This window comes from Nostoc sp. (assembly GCF_036917095.1).
GTDB lineage: Bacteria > Cyanobacteriota > Cyanobacteriia > Cyanobacteriales > Nostocaceae > Nostoc.
In genome coordinates, this window is record NZ_JBALFH010000009.1 from 1 (window position 1) to 19726 (window position 19726).

18 protein-coding genes and 1 pseudogene are annotated in these 19726 nt (G+C 42.0%); 10 read left to right on the top strand and 9 right to left on the bottom strand.

What is annotated here, in order from left to right; translation table 11 throughout:
• A partial coding sequence (locus tag V7L01_RS02315; protein WP_335031549.1) for a tetratricopeptide repeat protein occupies nt 1–600 on the top strand: 600 nt, incomplete at its 5' end.
• A gap of 612 nt (nt 601–1212) precedes the next feature.
• On the opposite strand, the gene mnmA is transcribed toward V7L01_RS02315, so the two are convergent.
• Nucleotides 1213–2268, bottom strand: a complete 1056-nt coding sequence (mnmA, locus tag V7L01_RS02320) for a tRNA 2-thiouridine(34) synthase MnmA (RefSeq protein ID WP_335031551.1) — start codon at nt 2266–2268, stop codon at nt 1213–1215.
• Between the two features lie 287 nt (nt 2269–2555).
• Here mnmA and V7L01_RS02325 point away from each other — a divergent pair, with 287 nt between their 5' ends.
• Nucleotides 2556–3500, top strand: coding sequence for a hypothetical protein (locus V7L01_RS02325; RefSeq protein ID WP_335031553.1), 945 nt, complete (start codon nt 2556–2558; stop codon nt 3498–3500).
• A 155-nt stretch (nt 3501–3655) separates the two neighbouring features.
• Here V7L01_RS02325 and V7L01_RS02330 read toward each other — a convergent pair whose 3' ends face one another.
• The gene (locus tag V7L01_RS02330) at nt 3656–3883 is read right to left on the bottom strand and encodes a hypothetical protein (protein WP_335031555.1); all 228 of its coding nucleotides are present in this window, start codon (nt 3881–3883) and stop codon (nt 3656–3658) included.
• A 106-nt stretch (nt 3884–3989) separates the two neighbouring features.
• Entirely contained in the window at nt 3990–4262 is a 273-nt protein-coding gene (locus V7L01_RS02335; protein ID WP_335031557.1) for a hypothetical protein, read from the bottom strand.
• 376 nt (nt 4263–4638) lie between these two features.
• Between V7L01_RS02335 and V7L01_RS02340 the strand changes: the two genes are divergently transcribed.
• Together V7L01_RS02340 and V7L01_RS02345 are read left to right on the top strand one after the other, a co-directional pair.
• Nucleotides 4639–6996, top strand: coding sequence for a tetratricopeptide repeat protein (locus V7L01_RS02340; protein WP_335031559.1), 2358 nt, complete (start codon nt 4639–4641; stop codon nt 6994–6996).
• Nucleotides 6997–7185: 189 nt separating this feature from the next.
• Complete coding sequence (locus tag V7L01_RS02345) at nt 7186–7728, top strand: Uma2 family endonuclease (protein WP_335031561.1); 543 nt, start codon at nt 7186–7188, stop codon at nt 7726–7728.
• 111 nt (nt 7729–7839) lie between these two features.
• Here V7L01_RS02345 and V7L01_RS02350 read toward each other — a convergent pair whose 3' ends face one another.
• Nucleotides 7840–8244: a hypothetical protein gene (locus tag V7L01_RS02350; RefSeq protein WP_335031563.1), complete on the bottom strand. Its 405-nt coding sequence runs from the start codon at nt 8242–8244 to the stop codon at nt 7840–7842.
• 264 nt (nt 8245–8508) lie between these two features.
• Between V7L01_RS02350 and V7L01_RS02355 the strand changes: the two genes are divergently transcribed.
• Nucleotides 8509–9255: a DUF561 domain-containing protein gene (locus V7L01_RS02355; protein WP_335031565.1), complete on the top strand. Its 747-nt coding sequence runs from the start codon at nt 8509–8511 to the stop codon at nt 9253–9255.
• A gap of 91 nt (nt 9256–9346) precedes the next feature.
• On the opposite strand, the gene V7L01_RS02360 is transcribed toward V7L01_RS02355, so the two are convergent.
• Entirely contained in the window at nt 9347–10495 is a 1149-nt protein-coding gene (locus tag V7L01_RS02360; RefSeq protein WP_335031567.1) for a DegT/DnrJ/EryC1/StrS family aminotransferase, read from the bottom strand.
• A 328-nt stretch (nt 10496–10823) separates the two neighbouring features.
• Between V7L01_RS02360 and V7L01_RS02365 the strand changes: the two genes are divergently transcribed.
• Nucleotides 10824–11600 (top strand): ABC transporter permease, encoded by a 777-nt coding sequence (locus tag V7L01_RS02365; protein ID WP_335031569.1) that lies wholly within the window; start codon nt 10824–10826, stop codon nt 11598–11600.
• Between the two features lie 66 nt (nt 11601–11666).
• Here the strand turns inward: V7L01_RS02365 and V7L01_RS02370 are convergent, their stop codons facing one another.
• Entirely contained in the window at nt 11667–12203 is a 537-nt protein-coding gene (locus V7L01_RS02370; protein ID WP_335031571.1) for a type IV pilin-like G/H family protein, read from the bottom strand.
• Nucleotides 12204–12357: 154 nt separating this feature from the next.
• Nucleotides 12358–14142, bottom strand: coding sequence for a hypothetical protein (locus tag V7L01_RS02375; RefSeq protein ID WP_335031573.1), 1785 nt, complete (start codon nt 14140–14142; stop codon nt 12358–12360).
• Nucleotides 14143–14195: 53 nt separating this feature from the next.
• Between V7L01_RS02375 and V7L01_RS02380 the strand changes: the two genes are divergently transcribed.
• From V7L01_RS02380 to V7L01_RS02390, 3 genes are all read left to right on the top strand, one after another.
• Complete coding sequence (locus V7L01_RS02380) at nt 14196–14348, top strand: hypothetical protein (RefSeq protein WP_335031575.1); 153 nt, start codon at nt 14196–14198, stop codon at nt 14346–14348.
• 443 nt (nt 14349–14791) lie between these two features.
• A complete protein-coding gene (locus V7L01_RS02385) occupies nt 14792–16018 on the top strand; it encodes a succinate--CoA ligase subunit beta (RefSeq protein ID WP_335031577.1) in 1227 nt (408 codons plus the stop codon).
• Nucleotides 16019–16108: 90 nt separating this feature from the next.
• Nucleotides 16109–16990: a succinate--CoA ligase subunit alpha gene (locus tag V7L01_RS02390; RefSeq protein ID WP_335031579.1), complete on the top strand. Its 882-nt coding sequence runs from the start codon at nt 16109–16111 to the stop codon at nt 16988–16990.
• 244 nt (nt 16991–17234) lie between these two features.
• Here the strand turns inward: V7L01_RS02390 and V7L01_RS02395 are convergent, their stop codons facing one another.
• Nucleotides 17235–18611 (bottom strand): DUF2252 domain-containing protein, encoded by a 1377-nt coding sequence (locus V7L01_RS02395; RefSeq protein ID WP_335031581.1) that lies wholly within the window; start codon nt 18609–18611, stop codon nt 17235–17237.
• 174 nt (nt 18612–18785) lie between these two features.
• Between V7L01_RS02395 and V7L01_RS02400 the strand changes: the two genes are divergently transcribed.
• Complete coding sequence (locus V7L01_RS02400; RefSeq protein ID WP_335031583.1) at nt 18786–19466, top strand: RibD family protein; 681 nt, start codon at nt 18786–18788, stop codon at nt 19464–19466.
• A 98-nt stretch (nt 19467–19564) separates the two neighbouring features.
• Here the strand turns inward: V7L01_RS02400 and V7L01_RS02405 are convergent.
• Nucleotides 19565–19726: pseudogene (locus V7L01_RS02405) on the bottom strand (photosystem II q(b) protein); the annotation flags it as partial.

The following is a 19726-nucleotide window of genomic DNA, read 5'->3' on the forward strand; positions in this document are numbered from 1 at the left end:
TTGCAGTTCCTTGACCGACGTGATGAAGCATTAGAACGCTACCAAACCGCTTTGTCATTTTTCCGCGACATCGGCGCACGCTTGGGGGAAGCTAATACATTAATAGCGATCGGCGATGTATTGCAGTTCCTTGACCGACGTGATGAAGCATTAGAACGCTACCAAACCGCTTTGTCATTTTTCCGCGACATCGGCGCACGCTTGGGGGAAGCTAACATCCTGCAAGAATTAGGTAAGTTGCAAGAAAATCCCCAGCAAGAACTAGAATATCTCCAGCAAGCACAAAATCTCTACATCCAAATTGGCGATATCTACAGTCAAAGTCGTAACCTCGCATATTTTCTCGCCAATGCACAGTTAAACATGGGGGACTCAAAAGCTGCAATTAATTCCTTAACTCATGCGGCTGAACTCGCCACCACCATTAACTATGCACCAATCCAAGAATACGCTCAAAGTCGCATAGCCGAAATCAACTCTACGCCCACACCAACACGGGGAATAAAAGAGAGATTCATGCAATTTATCCAGCAGCGTTGGGTAAAATTTGCATTTTGTTTTGTTGTTGGTTTAATTGCTTTTCTACTGCTGCGTCGCTGAGTCAAAAATTAGTAACGAATATCTTTGGAGAAAGTGGTATATCTGAGCGCACCTTTTCCATTATTTAGATAATACCCTGTCAACTGGCAAAAAGTCAACAGTTGCTTAACTTTAATTAAAACTGTTGTAGCAGAATTTTAGAGTTACCCGTTGAGAGTCAATACGGCTCGGTTAGTATATTTGGCTCTCGGAGATTCCCCCAACCCCCCTTAAAAGGGGGGCTTCCAAGCATCTTTTACCCCCTTTTTAAGGGGGTCGCCGTAGGCGGGGGGATCTTAACCGAACCGTATTGCATTGAGAGTCTAATAATTCAGTCTATTCAGGTTGAGCCTTTGGCAATTCTATAAAAAGCGATAATTACGAAAGTTATGGTTTTGTCAATGAAAATCATGATTTTGTCAATGAAAATCACGATTTTGTCAATGAAAATCACGATTTTGTCAATGAAAATCATGATTTTGCCAATGAAAACCATGATTTTGTCAATGAAAATCATGATTTTGTCAATGAAAAAGGATTATTCAATACGGTTCGGTTAGGGGAAGAGACGCGATAAATCGCCGTCTCTACAAGGTGGCTTTGGTTTATGCCAAAACAGGGTAAGAGTTATTCTTAACTAAACTGCTCAATTATTCCGCCACCTAACACTTTTTCCCCGTCGTACCACACCGCCGCTTGTCCGGGAGTGATGCTTATTTGGGGTTCATCAAATACCAAACGCACACGGGAGTTTTCCAACGGAATCACTGTCACAGGTGTAGGCGTTGAACGATAGCGAATTTGCACTTCGGCATGAATAGGGGTGGATGGTTCAGCAATGGAAACCCAGTTTACCCGATTTACAGTGCATTCTGGCTGAGTTACCTTAGTGCGATCGCCTACTACTACTTTATTATTTTCTGCATCTAATTCAATCACATACAAGGGTTCAGCAGCCGCAATTCCCAAGCCTTTGCGCTGGCCAATGGTGTAGTGATGGACACCATCATGCTGTCCCAAAACTTTGCCTGTAACATCGACAATATCGCCTGTTTTGGGAGCTAAATATTTATCCAAAAATGCCCGCATGGAACCGTTACTTTCCACTAAGCATAAGTCTTGACTTTCTGGCTTGTCAGCAGTTTTCAGTTCATATTCAGCCGCAATGCGGCGCGTGTCAGTTTTTTCTAGTTCGCCTAGAGGAAATATAGTTGCTGCAAGTAAATCTTGAGACAAATCATAGAGAAAGTATGACTGGTCTTTGTTGCGGTCAACAGCCCTTAATAACTGGTAACGTCCAGTTGCTTCGTCATGGCTAATTCGGGCATAATGACCAGTGGCAATGCGATCGCATCCCAATTCTTCACGAGCATACTGCACCATTGGCCCAAACTTCACCGTTTTATTGCACTGCGAGCAAGGCAAAGGCGTGATTCCAGCACTGTAACCAGTCACCAAATAATCGACAATATGCGTTTGAAAGAGATCCCGAATATCCACAACCTGATGGGGAACGCCCAATTGTTCGCAAAGATCGGCCGCGTCGATCATACCTTCAGAGCAACATTGACCTTTGCCTTTCATTAGCCAAAGAGTCAAACCAATCACTTCATAGCCCTGATGGTGCAGGATAGCTGCGGCGGTGGAACTGTCAACGCCACCAGAAAGACCAACGACGACTTTTTTCATACAAAGCACGACAAGCTGCGTGGTTGTCCAATTGTAGCACACACTCTTTCATTGCCTTGCTAGCAAAGCACTTCAGTTTTAAAGTCCCTGAAGGAGGCTAGGCATAGCTCATCGTAGACATCGCTATTTACTCCCCCATAACCCTTATCTAAGATTAATTACAGATGTATTTTTTGCCACGCAGATGAGGTAACTTTACGTTAACGCTATATAGTTGCTACAACGCTGAACTAATTAGTTCCTGACGCCAAATTGCCTAAAAATACTTTGACTACTTTCTAACTACTATGTCGAGAGAAATATTAAGTCAATTTATCCCATTTCAGATGCTGCGCGGAAGTTCTGAGGGTTGGAAGCCCACTATTAGACTTCTTCTCTTGTTAATGGGAGGATGGTTAGTGCTGATTCCCAACTCTACCCCAGCACAAGCACAAAACCTCAACAGCAACGTGTTACTGGCTCAAGAAGCAGGTGAAACTTTACCGCCACCGCCAATTCCCTTTGGTCAACAGCCATCACCGCAGTTACAACCAGTCCAAGCAGTTGAGGGCAATCAATTAGAGCAGAATTTCCAGCTTTCCCAGCCATTACAAAATAATCAATTGGAGCAGGATTTTCAGCCTTCCCAACCATTACAAAACAATCAATTTGAGCCGAACTTTCAGCCCTCTCAACCTCCACAGTTTAGTCAATATAACCAGAACTTTGAGCGCTACTTAGTTTACGTTGATGGTAGTGATTTCCAGACGCTACAAGCAATACGTCAGATTGAACCTAGTGCTTACATTCGCCAGTACCAAGGACGGAATGTAATTCAGTCAGGAGTTTTTAACAGAGTATCTAACGCCCAACTACGAGTGAATGAGCTACAGTCAAGAGGCATATATAACGCCCGAATTCTCAGCTTTGCTAACGGACAGGAAATAGGGGCAGGCAATAGCGGTATTGTAGGCGATCGCAGTAATGTAAATGCTAATAAGCCAGCCTCTAGATATTATGTCGCCATTCCCACCACTTCAGAACAGTTACCTGCGATCGGAGAGCAAATTAGGCAAAATCTAGCCCGATTTAATCAAGATTTAGGACGATCTGGCGGAGTCATTGAAAGGACGCAACCACGAGGGCCACACGTAGCAGTAGGGCCTTTCCGCGAGCGATTCCAAGCTGAGGAATGGAATCGATATCTGCGAAAATTAGGATACAGTAATGCCAGGGTTTACTACGGGAAGTGAATAAGTTAGGAGTTAGGGGTTAGATGAATCCCCAGAAGATTAATTTTATCTAGATTCAGGATTGCGATCGCAAATGATGAACCCGTGTTTGGCTAGATAATTCTGAATGTATTTAATCTCAATTCTTCACTCCTAACTCTCTACTTCCTCGATTCTTAACGCAGAGATTCAAAAATTACCGCTATTGTAATTAAACACAACAAGATAATTCCCAATGGAAGCAAAAACTGTTGTAAAAGGTACAGCAGTATGGGCATGATTTGCAAGATACCTAAACCCTTGGACAGAACGTAAGCGATCGCAATCCCAAATAGCACCAGTAAGAAATATTTCAAGGATTTAGAAGCAAGGCGAAATAGCAGCGTATCTTGATTTGAGTCCATAATTTTACTCACGAAAGTAGCTGAATTTTTTAGCAGTGAATATTCTTTTTGATTTCCCATTTAAAAAAAAGGCTATGGGAAATCGTGCCCAGCCTGAAGATTAGTTTTACCCGTCGATATTCACCTGTTTGGGTGAATTATTCAAAGACTGTTGTTGCCTTTGTGGATTGTTTTGCTTTTCATAATTAGCTAATAGTTGGAACGAAATAAACAAGCCCAACAACAGCAGCAAAAATGAGCCAAAACCAGAGGAATACTTATTTATTTCTCGCTCGACACCACATTTGAGACAAACATATCTATTGGGATTTCGTGTATCTTGGGCAAAGGGGCACTGATTTTGATTGCAATCATGATGACAATCTCTGTCTAACATCATTGAACCTCCTGTAGGGTAATGGCTTACATACTGAGTTGTAAATATGCTCTACAGAATCTAGTTAGTTAATACCCACTGCCTGTTTAGTAGACACCACTTTCATGAGTCATTAATATCGGACAGTAACAAGTAATATGTGTGATTTACTAAGCTTGCAGTAGTAGCGCTCTCTAAATCTCTCCTCAACCACCTTTTATTGACGCTTAACTTAACTTCGCCTGTATTACTTACAAGAGTAATACAGTCCAAAATGCTTTGCAGTCGGATAAAGTAAGCTCCCTACCGAGTAGGAAAAAGTATTTTGTAGTATGGCGGGTAGGAAGAAGTAGTAAAAATATCGTTATAATGAATTACAAATGATACATCAAGTTAACAAATGGGTGTAGAAGAAGCCTTAAAGTTTGTAGATAACTTGGTTTTTCTCAAGACGGGAGAACATTTAGATAAAACTCAAAGAATTATCTTAGGTCATTTGTGGGAGGACGAAAAGCGGACTTACCACGATATTGCCAACACTGTTCGTTATACAGAAGCGCATTTAAAAGCAGTTGGTGCAGAACTTTGGCATCTACTATCAAAGGTGCTAGGAGAGAAAGTCTCAAAATCAAATTTCCAAGGAGTGGTTCAGAGGTTTAGAACAACTCAACAGTCGCAAAGAATCCTCGATATCCCAAATCTAATGGGCAATGGCACTAAACCCCAAGATTTAGATTCTAACTTCGTGGGGCGCGATCGCCAAATAGCCGAACTTCACACCTTAGTCAGTCGGGGACAAAAAGTTATCCTCATCCAAGGTGAAGGTGGTGTTGGCAAAACCAGATTAGCACGCAAATATTTTAAAAGTCAAAAATTTAATTTTGTCCTAGAACTGTGGATGGCTACAGAAATCCAAAACCTTACTCCTGTAGAGAGTGTGGTTGAAGAATGGCTACGGCGATACTTTAACGAAGAACCGGGAGGAGATTTTGGTATCAGCTTAGAACGACTACGGCGCAAACTGCGAGAACAAACATCTAAAATTGGGGTATTTATCGATAATTTAGAAACTGCTCTCGATCAAAATGGCAAGTTCTTAGAATATCGTCGCCCTTATGTTGAGCTATTGAGAGTATTAGCAGATTCGGATGTGCATTCAGTTACTTTAGTAACAAGTCGTGAGCGTTTGCGGGAGTCTAGTGTAGAGGTTCATCTCTATCCACTCGAAGGTTTAGATGATGAAGCATGGCGAGAGTTTTTCAGCAGTTGCCACATCAATTGTGATTGTACTATTCTCAGTGAAATGTGCAGAGCTTATGGAGGTAACGCCAAAGCCATGCAAATTCTCCGAGGAGCAATATTGACAGATTTTTCTGGTGACATCCACGCCTATTGGCAGGAAAACCGTACAGATTTATTAATGGAAAGAGAGTTAAAAGATTTAGTCGCCAGTCAATTTAACCGTCTCCAAAAAAATGACTTAGAAGCCTATCGCCTCTTATGTCGTTTAGGATGCTATCGTTATCAAGATATTCCTTCATTACCTATTGAAGGAGTTTTATGTTTGCTTTGGGATGTACCAGAGCAAAAACGTAGAGGCGTAATTAAAGCTCTGCAAGATTTGTCTTTAATAGAAGCAAAAAAAGGACAATATTGGCTGCATCCGGTAATTCAGGATGAAGCGATTGGTAGATTAAGGTTAGTCAGTGAAGAATGGGAATTAGTAAACCGAAAAGCCGCAGAATGTTGGACGCAACGAGTTAAAGCCATCAAAGATATCACAGATGCATTAACCGCTTTAGAAGCTTATTATCACTATGTAGAAATTAATGATTTTGAGCAGGCTGGTGATGTAATTTTACAAGGGCGAGGCGAACAGTGGACTATAGGTTTGCCTTTGGGTTGCTCGTTTTACCAACTGGGACTGCTCCAGAAAAATTTCTCTGTCATTAAACGGATAATAGACGATGTAAAATCGCAAGAAAGACTAATTAAACTTTACAATATACTAGGCTATACATATCGAATTATCGGATGTATTAGAGAAGCTATAGATTGCTATAAAAAATCAGAAGAGATATTAGACAATTTAGATATTAAGCTCATAAAAATATCTATGATGTTCAATACAGGACTCTGCAAACTTGATTTATTGGAAATGGAAGCAGCCGAAGATTGTTTCAAATCGGTTTGTAACTTAGCTGAACAAGATAGAAATCTTGACAATTACATGGCTTATGCTCAGTGCTGCTTGGCTTTTGTTAAATCATGTTCTAACTTAAAAGAGGAAGCTTTTTATATTGCTGAAGATGCCTTATCTGCAATATCTTCATCAACTAAAGTGACTTTATGGGGAATGGGGCATAGCTTAATAAACCTATGTTTAACCTACAAAAATTTAGGTAATCTTAAAAAATCTTTTGATTTATGCCAAAGAGCTATATTTTCTTCCGAAGAAAACAACTTTACTCAGCTTAAGGCTAAAGCTATAACTTGTTTAGCTGGGTTATATAGAGAAGAACGAGAATTTGCTAAGGCAGTTTTCCATCATGCAGAAGCGATAGAAATTTTGAATAAAATAGGAGCTAAATCTAATTTAGCAGAGGCTTACTATCAATTTGCATTAACTCATCAAAAAATGGGTGAAATTGATAATAGTAGGGGAAATTTTATGCAAGCGATCGCACTTTTTAACGAAATGCAAGCACCCAGGCAAGTAGAGAAGGTTCAAACAGCAATGGAGTGTTTTGAAAAATAAGCAATGATATTAGATTTTACCTTCATCCATTCCCAACTGACGTAATACAGCAAAACATAGGAAGTCTTTGGAGTGACAGGTTTGGCGATGACTGGAGAATTCATGAGGCGATCGCTCCTGAAGAGGTCTATAAGTATTACGGTATAGTAATTCTAGGCAAAATAAAGCGATCGCTCCTAGAGAGGTTTTATGTCCCTGACCCTTGAAGACTTAGAACAAATGCAGCAACAGTATCCCGACTATCGCATGGAACTAGTCAAGGGTAATATTATTGTTATGAGTCCATCAGGATACGAATCAGATGAGGTCGCAGCCGCCATGATTGCCCAGTTATCTAACTGGGTTAGACCGCGCAAACTGGGACGAACAGCAGCTTCTAGCGCTGGTTTCAGGTTGCCAAATTCAAATTTACGCGCACCAAATGCCTCATTTGTTTTAGCCGAACGCTTGCGTCGCAGTCCGAAGTCTTTTGCTCAATTGGCTCCCGATTTGACTGTAGAAGTGAAGTCTCCTAGTGATAATTTAGAGGATCTCAGAGCCAAAATTCAAGAATTTCTGAGTTTGGGAACTAAGGTAGGAATTTTGCTCAATCCAGATGAGCGGATTGTTGAAGTCTACAACTTTGGACAAGAAGCAATAATACTTCGTGATGGCGATATTTTAACAGTTCCCGAACTGCTCCCAGGATGGGAAGTACCAATTGCAGATTTGTGGCCTCTAGAGTTTGATTAGAATAGTGTATTTATGTCGTTTACAATATCTATAACCTAGAACTAAAGGCAGTTTTACGCTATTTACATTTTCTAAAACGTTTTTCACTCATCATACACCTTTATCATCTTCTCAACTGCTTTGATGCCATGTTCCATTTCTCCAATCTAGATTATTGCCAGGTTGATACAATGTTCGTGCCGGAAATCCAAAAACATCCTGACAAGCATCATTCAGAATTTCAAGAAAGCCATATATCAAACCCAGTTCCCAGCTTTTACCTTTCAACTGAAATACCCAATCTAATAATTCATCACTATTGCAACATCTCTCCAAATAAACTTCATAGGAAACTAACTTAGTTCCTCTGAACTGGATAGTTAGATTACTTTTTTGAAAGAAAACCTTCAAGCTGTTAATAGTAAGTCCATTTTGAAGACGTTCTTTATGATTGGCTTCTCCTTGGGCAAGGAAATCACTAGCAGATACAACTCCAAGCTTCTTTCTAATATCATCAACATCGTTTTGTTCTGGCATATTATTATATCGAGGTCAGTGAATATAAGCAAAAGTGATGGGGCAATGAGATGATTATATTTTATTGCAAAGGACGGTTACTCAATACCCTATAGAAGGATGGGGAATTACGGCACTCAGTGAAAAATTTTACAATATAGCGATCGCTAATCCGAGAAAAAGGATAAAACTATCAAGATTTGGCAACTGCGATAGTGATTTAGTCCCGGATTAACTAAGGGACGGTAGAATATACCTAATTTTCGTAGCTTCAAAAGCCAAACTATGACGATGCATTCCACACTCCAACGTGCATTTACTAACCGCCGCGTTCTGAAAGTAATCAGCGGCTTGAATAACTTCGACGCCGCTAGCGTAGCTGCAACTGTCAAAGCTGCTGAATCTGGCGGTGCTACTTTTGTCGATATTGCCGCCGATGCAGCCTTAGTTCAACTAGCTAAAAGTTTGACTAATTTGCCAATTTGTGTATCAGCAGTAGAACCAGAGAAATTTGTGCAAGCGGTGGCAGCTGGTGCTGATTTAATTGAAATCGGGAATTTTGATTCCTTCTATGCTCAAGGACGCCGCTTTGAGGCTCCAGAAGTGCTAGCACTGACTAAGCAAACCCGCGCTCTCCTGCCAGAAATCACCCTATCTGTCACCGTTCCCCACATCCTGGAACTAGATCGACAAGTACAGTTAGCAGAAGAACTGGTGAAAGCTGGAGCAGATATTATCCAAACCGAAGGCGGTACTAGCAGTAACCCAGTTCACCCTGGAACTCTAGGATTAATTGAAAAAGCTGCTCCCACATTGGCAGCAGCTTTTGAGATTTCCCGTGTGGTGTCAGTACCAGTATTGTGTGCTTCAGGCATTTCTAACGTTACCGCACCATTAGCGATCGCAGCAGGTGCTGCTGGTGTTGGTGTTGGTTCCGCCATCAACCAACTCAATAGCGAAATAGCAATGATTGCGGCTGTGCGTGGCTTGGTAGAAGCCTTAGCAACTGCTAACAACCGCGCGATCGCTTAGTCTTGAATGGGGAGTGGGGAGTGGTAAATATTAAAATTTCCTCTTCCCTCTTCAGTAGAGACGCGATTAATCGCGTCTCTACCCGCTTCCCTTACCTCAAACAATCCTTCAACGCATAAATCACCTGGTCTTGCTGCTGTTCTGTCAATTCTGGGTACATAGGTAAGGATATAACTTCATGGCAAGCTTGCTCTGCTATTGGTAAGTCCCCTATTTGATAGCCCAGACTTTGATAAACTGGTTGTAAATGTAAAGGGTAGGGGTAGTAAATCATTGAACTCACACCCTGTTCTTGCAATTGACTACGCACCCAATCTCGATATTTGGCGCTAGAACCATTTCGCCCTTCGCCTGATATGCGAATAGTGTATTGATTCCATACCCCAACACCCTCAGGTAATTCCTGCGGTGGGACAATCCCCGGAACTTGACTAAGGAACTGATAGTAATAGTTGGCGATATCTCGTCGGCGATCGTTCCAAATATCTAAATAACGCAGCTTAATCTGCAAAATAGCTGCTTGGAGAGCATCCAAACGGCTATTTACACCGATTTCCTCGTGTAAATATCGAACTTTACTACCATGATCCCGTAGTATTCGCAGTTTAGTAGCGATCGCAGGGTCATTAGTCGTTATTGCCCCGCCATCGCCGCAACCACCAAGATTTTTGGTAGGGTAGAAACTAAAGCAACCAATATGTCCAATACTTCCTACTTTTTCATTAGCCCACATTGCGCCCGTAGACTGAGCGCAATCTTCAATTATTGCCAAATTGTGAGACTGAGCGATCGCCATCAACGATGTCATATCCACAGGTTGTCCAAATAGGTGAACCGGGATAATTGCTTTAGTTTTGGGTGTAATTGCCGCCGCTACTTGCTCCACATCCAAATTAAACGTAGTAGCGTCAATATCAACGAAAACAGGCTTTGCACCCACGGCGCTAATCACTTCAGATGTCGCAATAAAGGTGAAAGGCGTTGTAATCACTTCATCGCCTGCACCAATTTCCAAGACTCGTAACGCTAAGTAGAGTGCATCAGTACCAGAATTACAAGCCACACATTCAGTGACAGTATTATAAGCGGCAAACTGTTGCTCAAAGCCTTCGACTAAGGGGCCGCCAATATAGCGGCCAGAAGCCAAAACTTCTAATACGGCTGCACTTACTTCTGCTTCGATGGTGGTATATTGCTGCTTGATATCAAAGGCAGGGATGGGATTTACACTTTGGATCATGAGTTCTCATTTTATCGGGAGATACAAAGGATGCACTTCGACAGTCAATTTTTGCTGATTGAATTGTTAATCAATAAAGGAGCTACTAAAAGACTATCGCCCAAGATACGCATCTATTAGGGTTTTTACTTAAATTGGAGCGCGGCAAACTACCGCACATTTAATTTACAGATAGTAGGCATACTAGGTGTTTGCCATGTTAAGGTCGTACCATTTGGAATTTTGAATTGATGAAAGTGATATATATCAACCAAGATCCAACACATCGGATCAAAGTTCCTCTTGTGTGGGCTGCTTTGAGAAGAAAATACTAGGAGATAGAGAACCCATGCAGGATCTGATCGAGCTGGATTTCGGGGATTTAGCGATCGCTGTGGGATTGATGGCGATCGCCATTGGTTTATCTGCCTGGGAAAAATTAGGACTAGAGTTAAATTTAGCCCTTGCTACTGGGAGAACCATCTTACAACTACTTGTATTGGGATACATTTTAGATTTCATCTTGGCTTTAGACAATGCTTGGGCAGTTTTGGCGCTATTAGCAATAATGCTGACAATTACGGCGATTGTCGCACGAAATCGCATCAGCCAAAAAATTCCTCATGTGTTGCCTTTGGTGTGGGGTGCAATTTTAATTAGTACCGCCCTGACAGTGTTTTACACCAACTTCTTGATCCTTCAACCAGAAAGATGGTATGAACCACAGTATGTAATTCCCCTAGCAGGGATAGTCTTAGGTAATGCTACCAATGCAGCAGCGATCGCAGGCGATCGCCTTGTCAGCACCATTAATTCCAGCCATCTTGAAATCGAAACCCATTTGAGCTTAGGCGCAACGCCCCAGCAAGCAGTTAGCCAGTACCGCAAAGACGCCATCAGAGCCGGATTGATTCCCACTCTCAATCAAATGATCCTCATTGGTATGGTGGCAATACCAGGAATTACCACCGGACAGTTACTAGCAGGTGTTAAACCCCTAGATGCTGTGTCCTATGAAATTTTGATTGCGTTCATGGTTGCTTTCGCTAACTTGTTGACAACAGTTTTAGTCACAAAGGGATTGTGTCGTCAATTTTTCAATTCCGCCGCCCAGTTAGTAAGGTGAAGGGATTTGAAGAAAGCAGAATAGCGCAGCGGTAGGAGGCAGGGGGAGCAGGGTAAGAGAAAAAGCTTAACCCAAGCGTATTGCATCAAAACCTATAGGGCAGATAAACTTATCTGACCTAAAAATTGGCTTGGGAGGTTGATGTAATGTGGTTTTCTCAGAGCGGCAGATTATTAAAACAGTAGATTTATTCTTTTTATCGTAAGTAATTGCACCCACAAGGCTGTTAAAACCCTTTTTAGTCAGACCTAATTTGAATAAATCAGTTGGGAATTCTTTAATAGGAGTTGCATATATAAATGACTCATCCTTACTCATTTCTACGGAATATCGATAGCGGGCGGTTACTGCTGGTGCATCTCCATCTCCAAGCTCTAACAACCTATAGGATTCAGCAAAAGCTGATTTTTCCGAAAAATATGCTTGTTGTGCTCTAATAAAACTTCCAATTGTAGTCTGACTACTATCACCACAGCCACAGCTTGGTGGAACTTGAATAAAAACAGCTATAAATCCAAGTATTAACGCTCCAACTCCAACGGGTAAGAAGATTCTTTTAAAGTTAATTTTGGTACGGTCACTTTGCTTAGTCACATCTGGCATATACAACTCTAGAAGAAAAAGTTTTTAGATAATGGATAAGGGTTGGGTTTAGTAGCAGCAAATAACATTAAAGAGAGTATTCATAGACTCAGCTGAGATCGTAAATGAGAATCCCTATAGATTTCAAACTCCTCTCTCTTGTCTCCTAACTTTTCTACCCGCCTAAAGTCCGCGTATAAATCACCTGATTTTGGGAATCATACAGAACAAGGGACAAATTCGCATTGTCACTAATTACAGCTAGGGCTTCCCGTAAGATTTGCAAGTGATTGGTAACGTCAACAGCAGTCGCCGAGTTCTCAGAATAAGGAGTAGCCAAGTTATTTTTCCTTATTTGGTCATACTCAGGGGTTAGGCGCACAAGAATTCCTGCATTGTCTATGCTAAAGGTGCAAATCCGAATTCCATTAATACAGGTTTTATCCAAGTCAGTGCGGGTTTGTTGCAAACTACTAACAACTTGTACTTTTTCTTGTGCCTGTTTGAGGGCTGTTGAGTAGGGTTCGATGAGAGACTGAGCCTGAGTGTAGTACAAGCTATCTTCGGAAATCTGTTTAGCAGTTTGCAAAGCCTGATCCCAGTATGTCGCCGCTGCTTGCCATTGGTTTTGTTGCTCATATACTTTGGCTTGCTTGGCGCTGCTAAGGGCTTGTTGGTAGGTTTTAACAGCAAATCGTTCTTTAGTAGCGCGATCGCGTGCTACTACTAACTTAGGTTTATAATCTACCAACAGCTTTTGGGCATCTTGGTATCCAGCGCTAGTCAGGGGAATGGTATTCAAGGTATTAACTACTACTAGCCAAGTAGACTGCACTTTTTGCCAGTCATTCAAAGATTTAGCAGTAGCTTCCCGCTTTTCTGCTGCATTGGCTACAGCTTTTGCTGCGGTTAATTTTTTCAGCCATGTTTCCTCAGTAAATATTTGCTGATTTACAGCGTGCAAACGGACACGATAATTAAGTAATTTACCTTGCACTAGCCCATAGAGTTCGCTACTGGAACTTACACTTTCTAGTGGCGCTATAGCCTGTCGCCATAAGTGTTGCCTAGCTTGTAATTCCTCTAAGCTATATGCAGGAGTTTGAACTTTTTGTGTCGCCAAAGATGCCGTCTGCAAAGCCTTGACCACCTGGCTGATTTTTTCTGACCGTCCAGACAAACTTGCTTTTAGTTCTTCTGACATCTGGTAACGAGGCGACCAACTAGGAATTGTGTTCAAGGATGCGCTAGCTGCCATAAGTTGCTCTTGTACAACTACTAATTCTTTTTCAGACTTAGCGCGGCGCATCAGTTGCGGGGATTTTATTTTTAATTGCTCGGCGTTTTGTATTTCTTTACACTCAGACATCACACAAGGGCGACTCAAGAAGTAAGCACCACCGCCTAAGACTACAATTCCCAACAAGGCTATACCCAGTAGGATAGGTTTGATTTGAGATGCTGGCTTTGAAGCCGACAAATTTGACGCATCTGCAAACGGGTCAAACGCTTCCTCCTCATCAGTGTCATCGATTGATGGAAAATATGTCAGAGCAGATGAAGGGGATGAGAAAGATGAGTAGGGTATTGCTTCCTCTGCTTCCCCTACTTCCCCTGCTTTCTCTGCTTTCTCTGCTCCCCCTGCTCCCCATCCCCCCGTCTTCTTCAACGCCAACAAACATTTGGCATAAGGGCGTTGCTCCCCAAAAACTCTGAGGAAACATTGCACCCGCTGCTCTTTCTGGGGTGTTAGAGACTGAAGTGCTTCCTCAATCACTGCAAAAATTAGTTGAGCGTCAACTATTACATCTGATGCGTGTTGCGTTAAAATCATTAGCTCGTCTTTATTGACGGCACACTTAACCTCGAAGACCTCAGCCGTTGAGACTTCCACAAGTAATTGTTCCTGCAAAGTTTTGGCTAAAAGCTGTAAATCTTCCTGCTGGACTGCTACTTTCATAGAGCTTTCCCGCTGAACTTCTATATTGTTTTGATTATCTTTAAGGAGATGAAATGAACTTTTTAGGTTTGTTGAATGCAAATGCACAGTTTAACCAACCACAGCCTGAAAATCTGAACGACCAACTTTCTAACACAAATTCTGGCTTTTCACCAAAAATTAAAAAAGTAGTTATTGTTCGTGCCGCTACATTTTCACAGAGCTAGATGCAAAATTAAATAATCTGTGCTCAGATATAAATTACAAATAAAAAATGGGAATAATAGAGTTTTTGAGTATTTTCACTGCATTATTTCGTGACAATTAAATTCACAGGATCTACTGCCGTGCAAAATTCTCGTGACTGAGCAGTTGTGACAAATTTATCCAAAGGTTAAGGAAAGGATGAGAAGTCAGAGGGCTTTGACAGAAATGGTAGTTATCTTCTATGCTGGGAAACTCACTGAGGAGATTAATTACCTGTTGTGGCTCTGGCACAAACAGGTTAGCTATCGAAATTAATGTGCCTCATTTGCTGAATTCGATAAAATTGATCCGTGAAAAAGAAATTTTTATAGCTGCCAAAAGCTTAATTCTGCAATAAAATTGCTGCAAAATATTAAGACAGCACTAAGCAAAGGCTTGGAAAGTATCAATACAAGGTGTATCAATGGATTTATTAGAGTATCAAGTTAAAGAATGGTTTGGGAAAATAGGCATTCCTGTATTGCCCTCCCAACGAATCGATCATCCTACAGATTTGAAACGTTTAAAAATTCGCTTTCCAATTGTACTGAAATCTCAAGTACATGGAGCGGAACGGGCAAAAGCTGGTGGAGTCAGGTTTGCGGAGACTACAATCGATGCGATCGCAGCTGCTCAAAATATCTTTAATTTACCAATATGGGGCGAATTGCCAGAAGTGGTGCTGGCAGAATCTCAATACGACGCCAACCAGGAATTTTATCTAGCAGTGGTTTTAGATACTGCTGTCTGCCGACCAGTACTTTTAGGTTGCAAAGAAGCAGACATCGATTGGGAATCCGCTGGGGAAAGAATGCACTATGTCGTTGTGGAACAGGAATTTTCGCCATTTTATGCCCGAAGACTGGCTTTGAAAATGGGTTTGCAGGGAACGCTGATGCAGTCGGTAAGCAGTGTTGTCCAGAAGATGTACCACTTATTTGTGCAAAAAGACTTGGATTTAGTCGAAATCAATCCCTTGGCAGTCAGTGCTACTGGTCAAGTTATGGCTCTTAATGGTAAAGTCAGGGTCAATGAACGGTCGATCAAGCGTCATCCAGACCTCGCCGAGATGGCGGCAAAAATTATCAGCCGTAACCCCAGTAGTGCAATCAATGGTATATTGGGCGACTGGGATGGTGTGAAAATGCACGGGAAAATTGGGATTTTAGGTAATGGTACTGGTTCAGTGATGGCAACTTTGGATTTAGTCGCTAATGCTGGTGGCAATCCAGGTGTTTGTTTGAATCTACGTCATGCTTTCCTTACAGATACTACACCAACTACCTTCCGCGATCGCCTAGAGGCAGGTCTGAAAATCCTGGAGGCTGACAAAAGCATTCAAGTAATATTAATTAACTTTCTGGGTAGCATTCCTCAAACTGAGGAAGTAGTTGAAGTTATAGCTAGAGTTGTGGAGCAAGACAACAGCGAACTTCAATCACAGGTTGTACATTCTAATGGTAATAAAAGCCGGCGAGAACTGAATTTTTCACCTTTGGTTATCCGTCTTGCGGGTTCTGAATTTGATGCTGCTAGAAAATATTTAGCAACACTAAAAACCCACAGCGATGCGCTCCTCGTGGTAGAAAATTTAGATGAGGCAGTGGCGGCAGCAGTTCGTCTTGCTAAACCAACAGCTAATAAAAAGTAGTAAAAATTTAATCAATACGACAGTGTAAACTTGTCGTTTTTATGCCCAGTAGTCCAAAAGACTGGGTTATCAAACTTACGGTAATTTTTTATGAACTTAACGCCAGAGAGTAAAGTCTTAATTCAAGGCTTTTGTGAATTTATATCAGGCACTGATGTTGCTCAAATGCAAGCTTATGGCACGAATTTAGTAGCTGGTGTTAATCCTGGATGTGGCGGACAGGAACTGCATGGACTGCCAGTATTTGATTTAGTAGAGGAGGTAATAGAACAATTTGGGACAATTGACACGACAATTATCTGTGTAGATCCTTACGACGTTCTAGATGCGGCATTAGAAGCGATCGCATCTAATATTCGCCAGATCGTGATTATCACCGCTGGCGTGCCGCCTTTAGATATGGTGCAATTGCTCCGCAAAGCCGAAGCCTGTGAAACTTTGGTAATCGGGCCAAATAGTCCGGGGATCATTGTGCCGGGAAAAATTCTTTTGGGTACTCAACCTAGCGAATTTTATACTCCTGGGGCAGTGGGGATCGTTAGTCGGAGTAGTACCCTTACCTACGAAGTTGCTTACGAATTAACAAAAGCCGGTTTAGGGCAGTCGATTAGTGTCAGTATTGGTAGTGATGCGATCGTCGGTTCCTCATTTCTGCAATGGCTACAAATTCTTGATGAGGATGAAACTACAGAGGCGATCGTTTTAGTCGGTCAACCTGGTGGTGGTAGTGAAGAAGCAGCAGCCCGGTACATTACTGAGGCAATTGATAAACCAGTAATTGCCTACATTGCAGGTAGACTTGCACCACCAGGAAAAAGTTGGCGTCAAACTGGGACTTTAGCAACGGTTATCGGACGCGATCCTAACTTTGGCACAGCCCAAAGTAAATTAGCTGCTTTAAAAGAAGCGCAAGTTCCAGTCGCTGAACGTCCTTCTCAGATTCCAGAATTATTGAGAAAAGAGATTAACTAATTCGTGTTGAAACCTAAAAACTCAAAAAGTTTTTAGGTTTCAACATTGGGGTTTTCAGCCAACATTCTTATAAAATGTCATCAACTACTTGATATTGATATAGCCAATTTTTTATAAAACAAGTGAGCTTCTGTGTGTTTAATGTTAAAAACTTTAAATGAGAAAAGAGACAAGGAAGAATTGTTGAACAAGTTTCTTCCTTGTTTCACCCATAAAGACAATCTTTGAATATTGAATCAACGTTCTAGTAGAGCGTTACCCCTTGGTTATAAGCATTTAGAAAACTCGTGTAGTCATACTCCACTTGAGTTGCATAGTCCACCGCAAAGTTAACGATTTCGTCTTTGAATCCAGCCTTGTTACTACTCACAATATCAGTCACTTCTTTATCAACGCTTACGGGAATAATCGCAGCATCATAGTCTTTATCAGAGATTGCATGGTTCTTGGCAACGACCTTCCCTGCATACCCCATCGCATCCATGAATTTCGACTTAGTGGTTAGCAACGTATAGTCAAAGTCCACTTGATAGGGCGATTTTTCATGCACCATAAAGGGGATGCTACTGACCGTAGTGTAGCCAACCAAAGGATCGGTATTGGAGAGCATCGCTTTCGTGGTGATTGTCACCCTTGCCCCTTCTTGGTTTCCATAGACTGAACTTGACAACAGACCTGGAACTGCGATCGCAATTGCGCTACTGCCTTCCTGCTTCATCTCCAAAATGCGATCGTCGTCGGTTGCTGAACTTGGCCCCTCAATCAGCAAGTAATATCGGTACTTACCAAGACTACCAGTGCCTGAACCTAATTTGAGCCGAATGTCCTTGAGGGTGTAGTAACTATTGTTGTAGCGCTTACTGCTAGGAATTGAGGCAACGTAGCTGCTCATAGCCCCAGCAATGTCGGAATAGCTGCTGTTGGATACAGGCTGAAGTTCCAAAGTCGTCTGGAATACTTGATTGTTACTGTTATTTAACTGCGTGTACTTATTTAGCAAGCTAGAACGGCTTTTATCTGATGCCTTTTGAATCAAATCTTTGACCACACCGTTTGTATTGCTGGATTCCAAACGGTATGACAGTTCGTCGTCGGTTCCCTTAAAGTCACTCATCTTGTTCAGATAAGCATCCAAAAAATTCCGGACAATATCCTGAGCGTCACTTGAGCTAAGACCGTTCTCTTTAGCTGCCAGCAGAATGGAGACTGCCATCCGTCGCAAGTCCCAAACGTAGGGGCCAAGATAGCCTTCATCAAAGTCGGTGGTGTCAAAAACGTTGTTGTCGTTGCTATCTCTCATCCCTCCAAGATTTTGCATATGCATATCTCCCTCTAACCAGATAGCTGAGGTTGAAGAATTTACAAATCCTGAACTTGGCAAGGTCTGCATATCACGATAAAAAATGCTATCTGTCCCCCGATAAAAGGCAAAAGGGCTAGTTTTCATCTTTTGCATCTTGGTTGCCAGTTCTTGAGGCAATTGAGAAGCAAAGGGATGATTGTATTGGTAAATTTCATTCTCCATCCAAGTTGAACGAGGAGTTGCAGCTTGAACTGGAGATGCACCCAAAATTAAAATTAAGACAAATACGATTGCAGATATAGATATGTATTTGGGCATGACAGTCTCTTAGGTGTAAAACAAATTGGCTCTTGTATAGAGACAATCATCCAACAACAATTCTTTTAGCACCTGACGCCATAGCTTAGAAAGTTATTTAAAGCACAATGCAACAACTATTCATACTAAAGAATTCTAAAAGGTAAAATTATAAAGAACCGTCAGAACGTAATCATGTCAGCTATCCAAACAACTGTGGTTCTTGCCATGACGGCCGATGGAAAAATTAGCGCCGTAGATCCTAAAGCACCCCGTGATTCCGATGAAGCCGATCAAGCACATGTGGAGTATCAAGTCTCTCTTGCCGATCTAATCCTGGTAGGAGCAGGGACGATTCGGGCTGAGGGGATAACCTTTACAATTCGCAATCCTGAACTGTTGGCAGCACGTAAGGTTCGGGGTCAGTCTCCCCAGCCCATTACCTGTGTTGTCTCAGGTTCTCTTGACTTATCGCTGGACTTGCCTTTTTTAAGCCAAGACATTGACCGATGGATATTTACGACACGAACTGGTTTGGAGCGCAGTTCTGATGCAACAACCTTGCACAAGCTGGCTAAATTAATTGATTTGGGAGATACAGACCTGGACTGGGATCGGGCCTACAGCTTGATGGCAGAGCGGGGTATTCACAAGGTCGTTGCTTTGGGAGGCGGCTCTTTAACAGCGGCTCTAGTAAAAGCAGGGCGAATTGATGATTGGTGGTTGACAATTTGGCCCGTTATTTATGGAGGAAAGCACGCCCCTAGTCCAGTGGAGGGAGAGGGTTTTCTTCCCAATGCTGCTCCTCATCTTCAACTCATCGAAACTCGTCAGGTAGGAAGTGAGTTGTTTTTACACTACCGCACACTCAAATGAAAAGGCGCTGCCAGAATTAAGCTCTATTATCGTTGATACTAAAAAGCGCCCTCCCAATCTATCTGGGAGGGCGCTTTTGATTTAGCTAAACTTCAGAATTAACCGTTGATAGCAGGAGCGGTAAGAGCGACAGGAGCAACATCACCAGCAGCCAAATCTAAGGGAAAGTTGTGAGCGTTACGCTCGTGCATTACTTCCATACCCAGGTTAGCGCGGTTGATTACATCTGCCCAAGTGCTGATAACGCGACCTTGAGAATC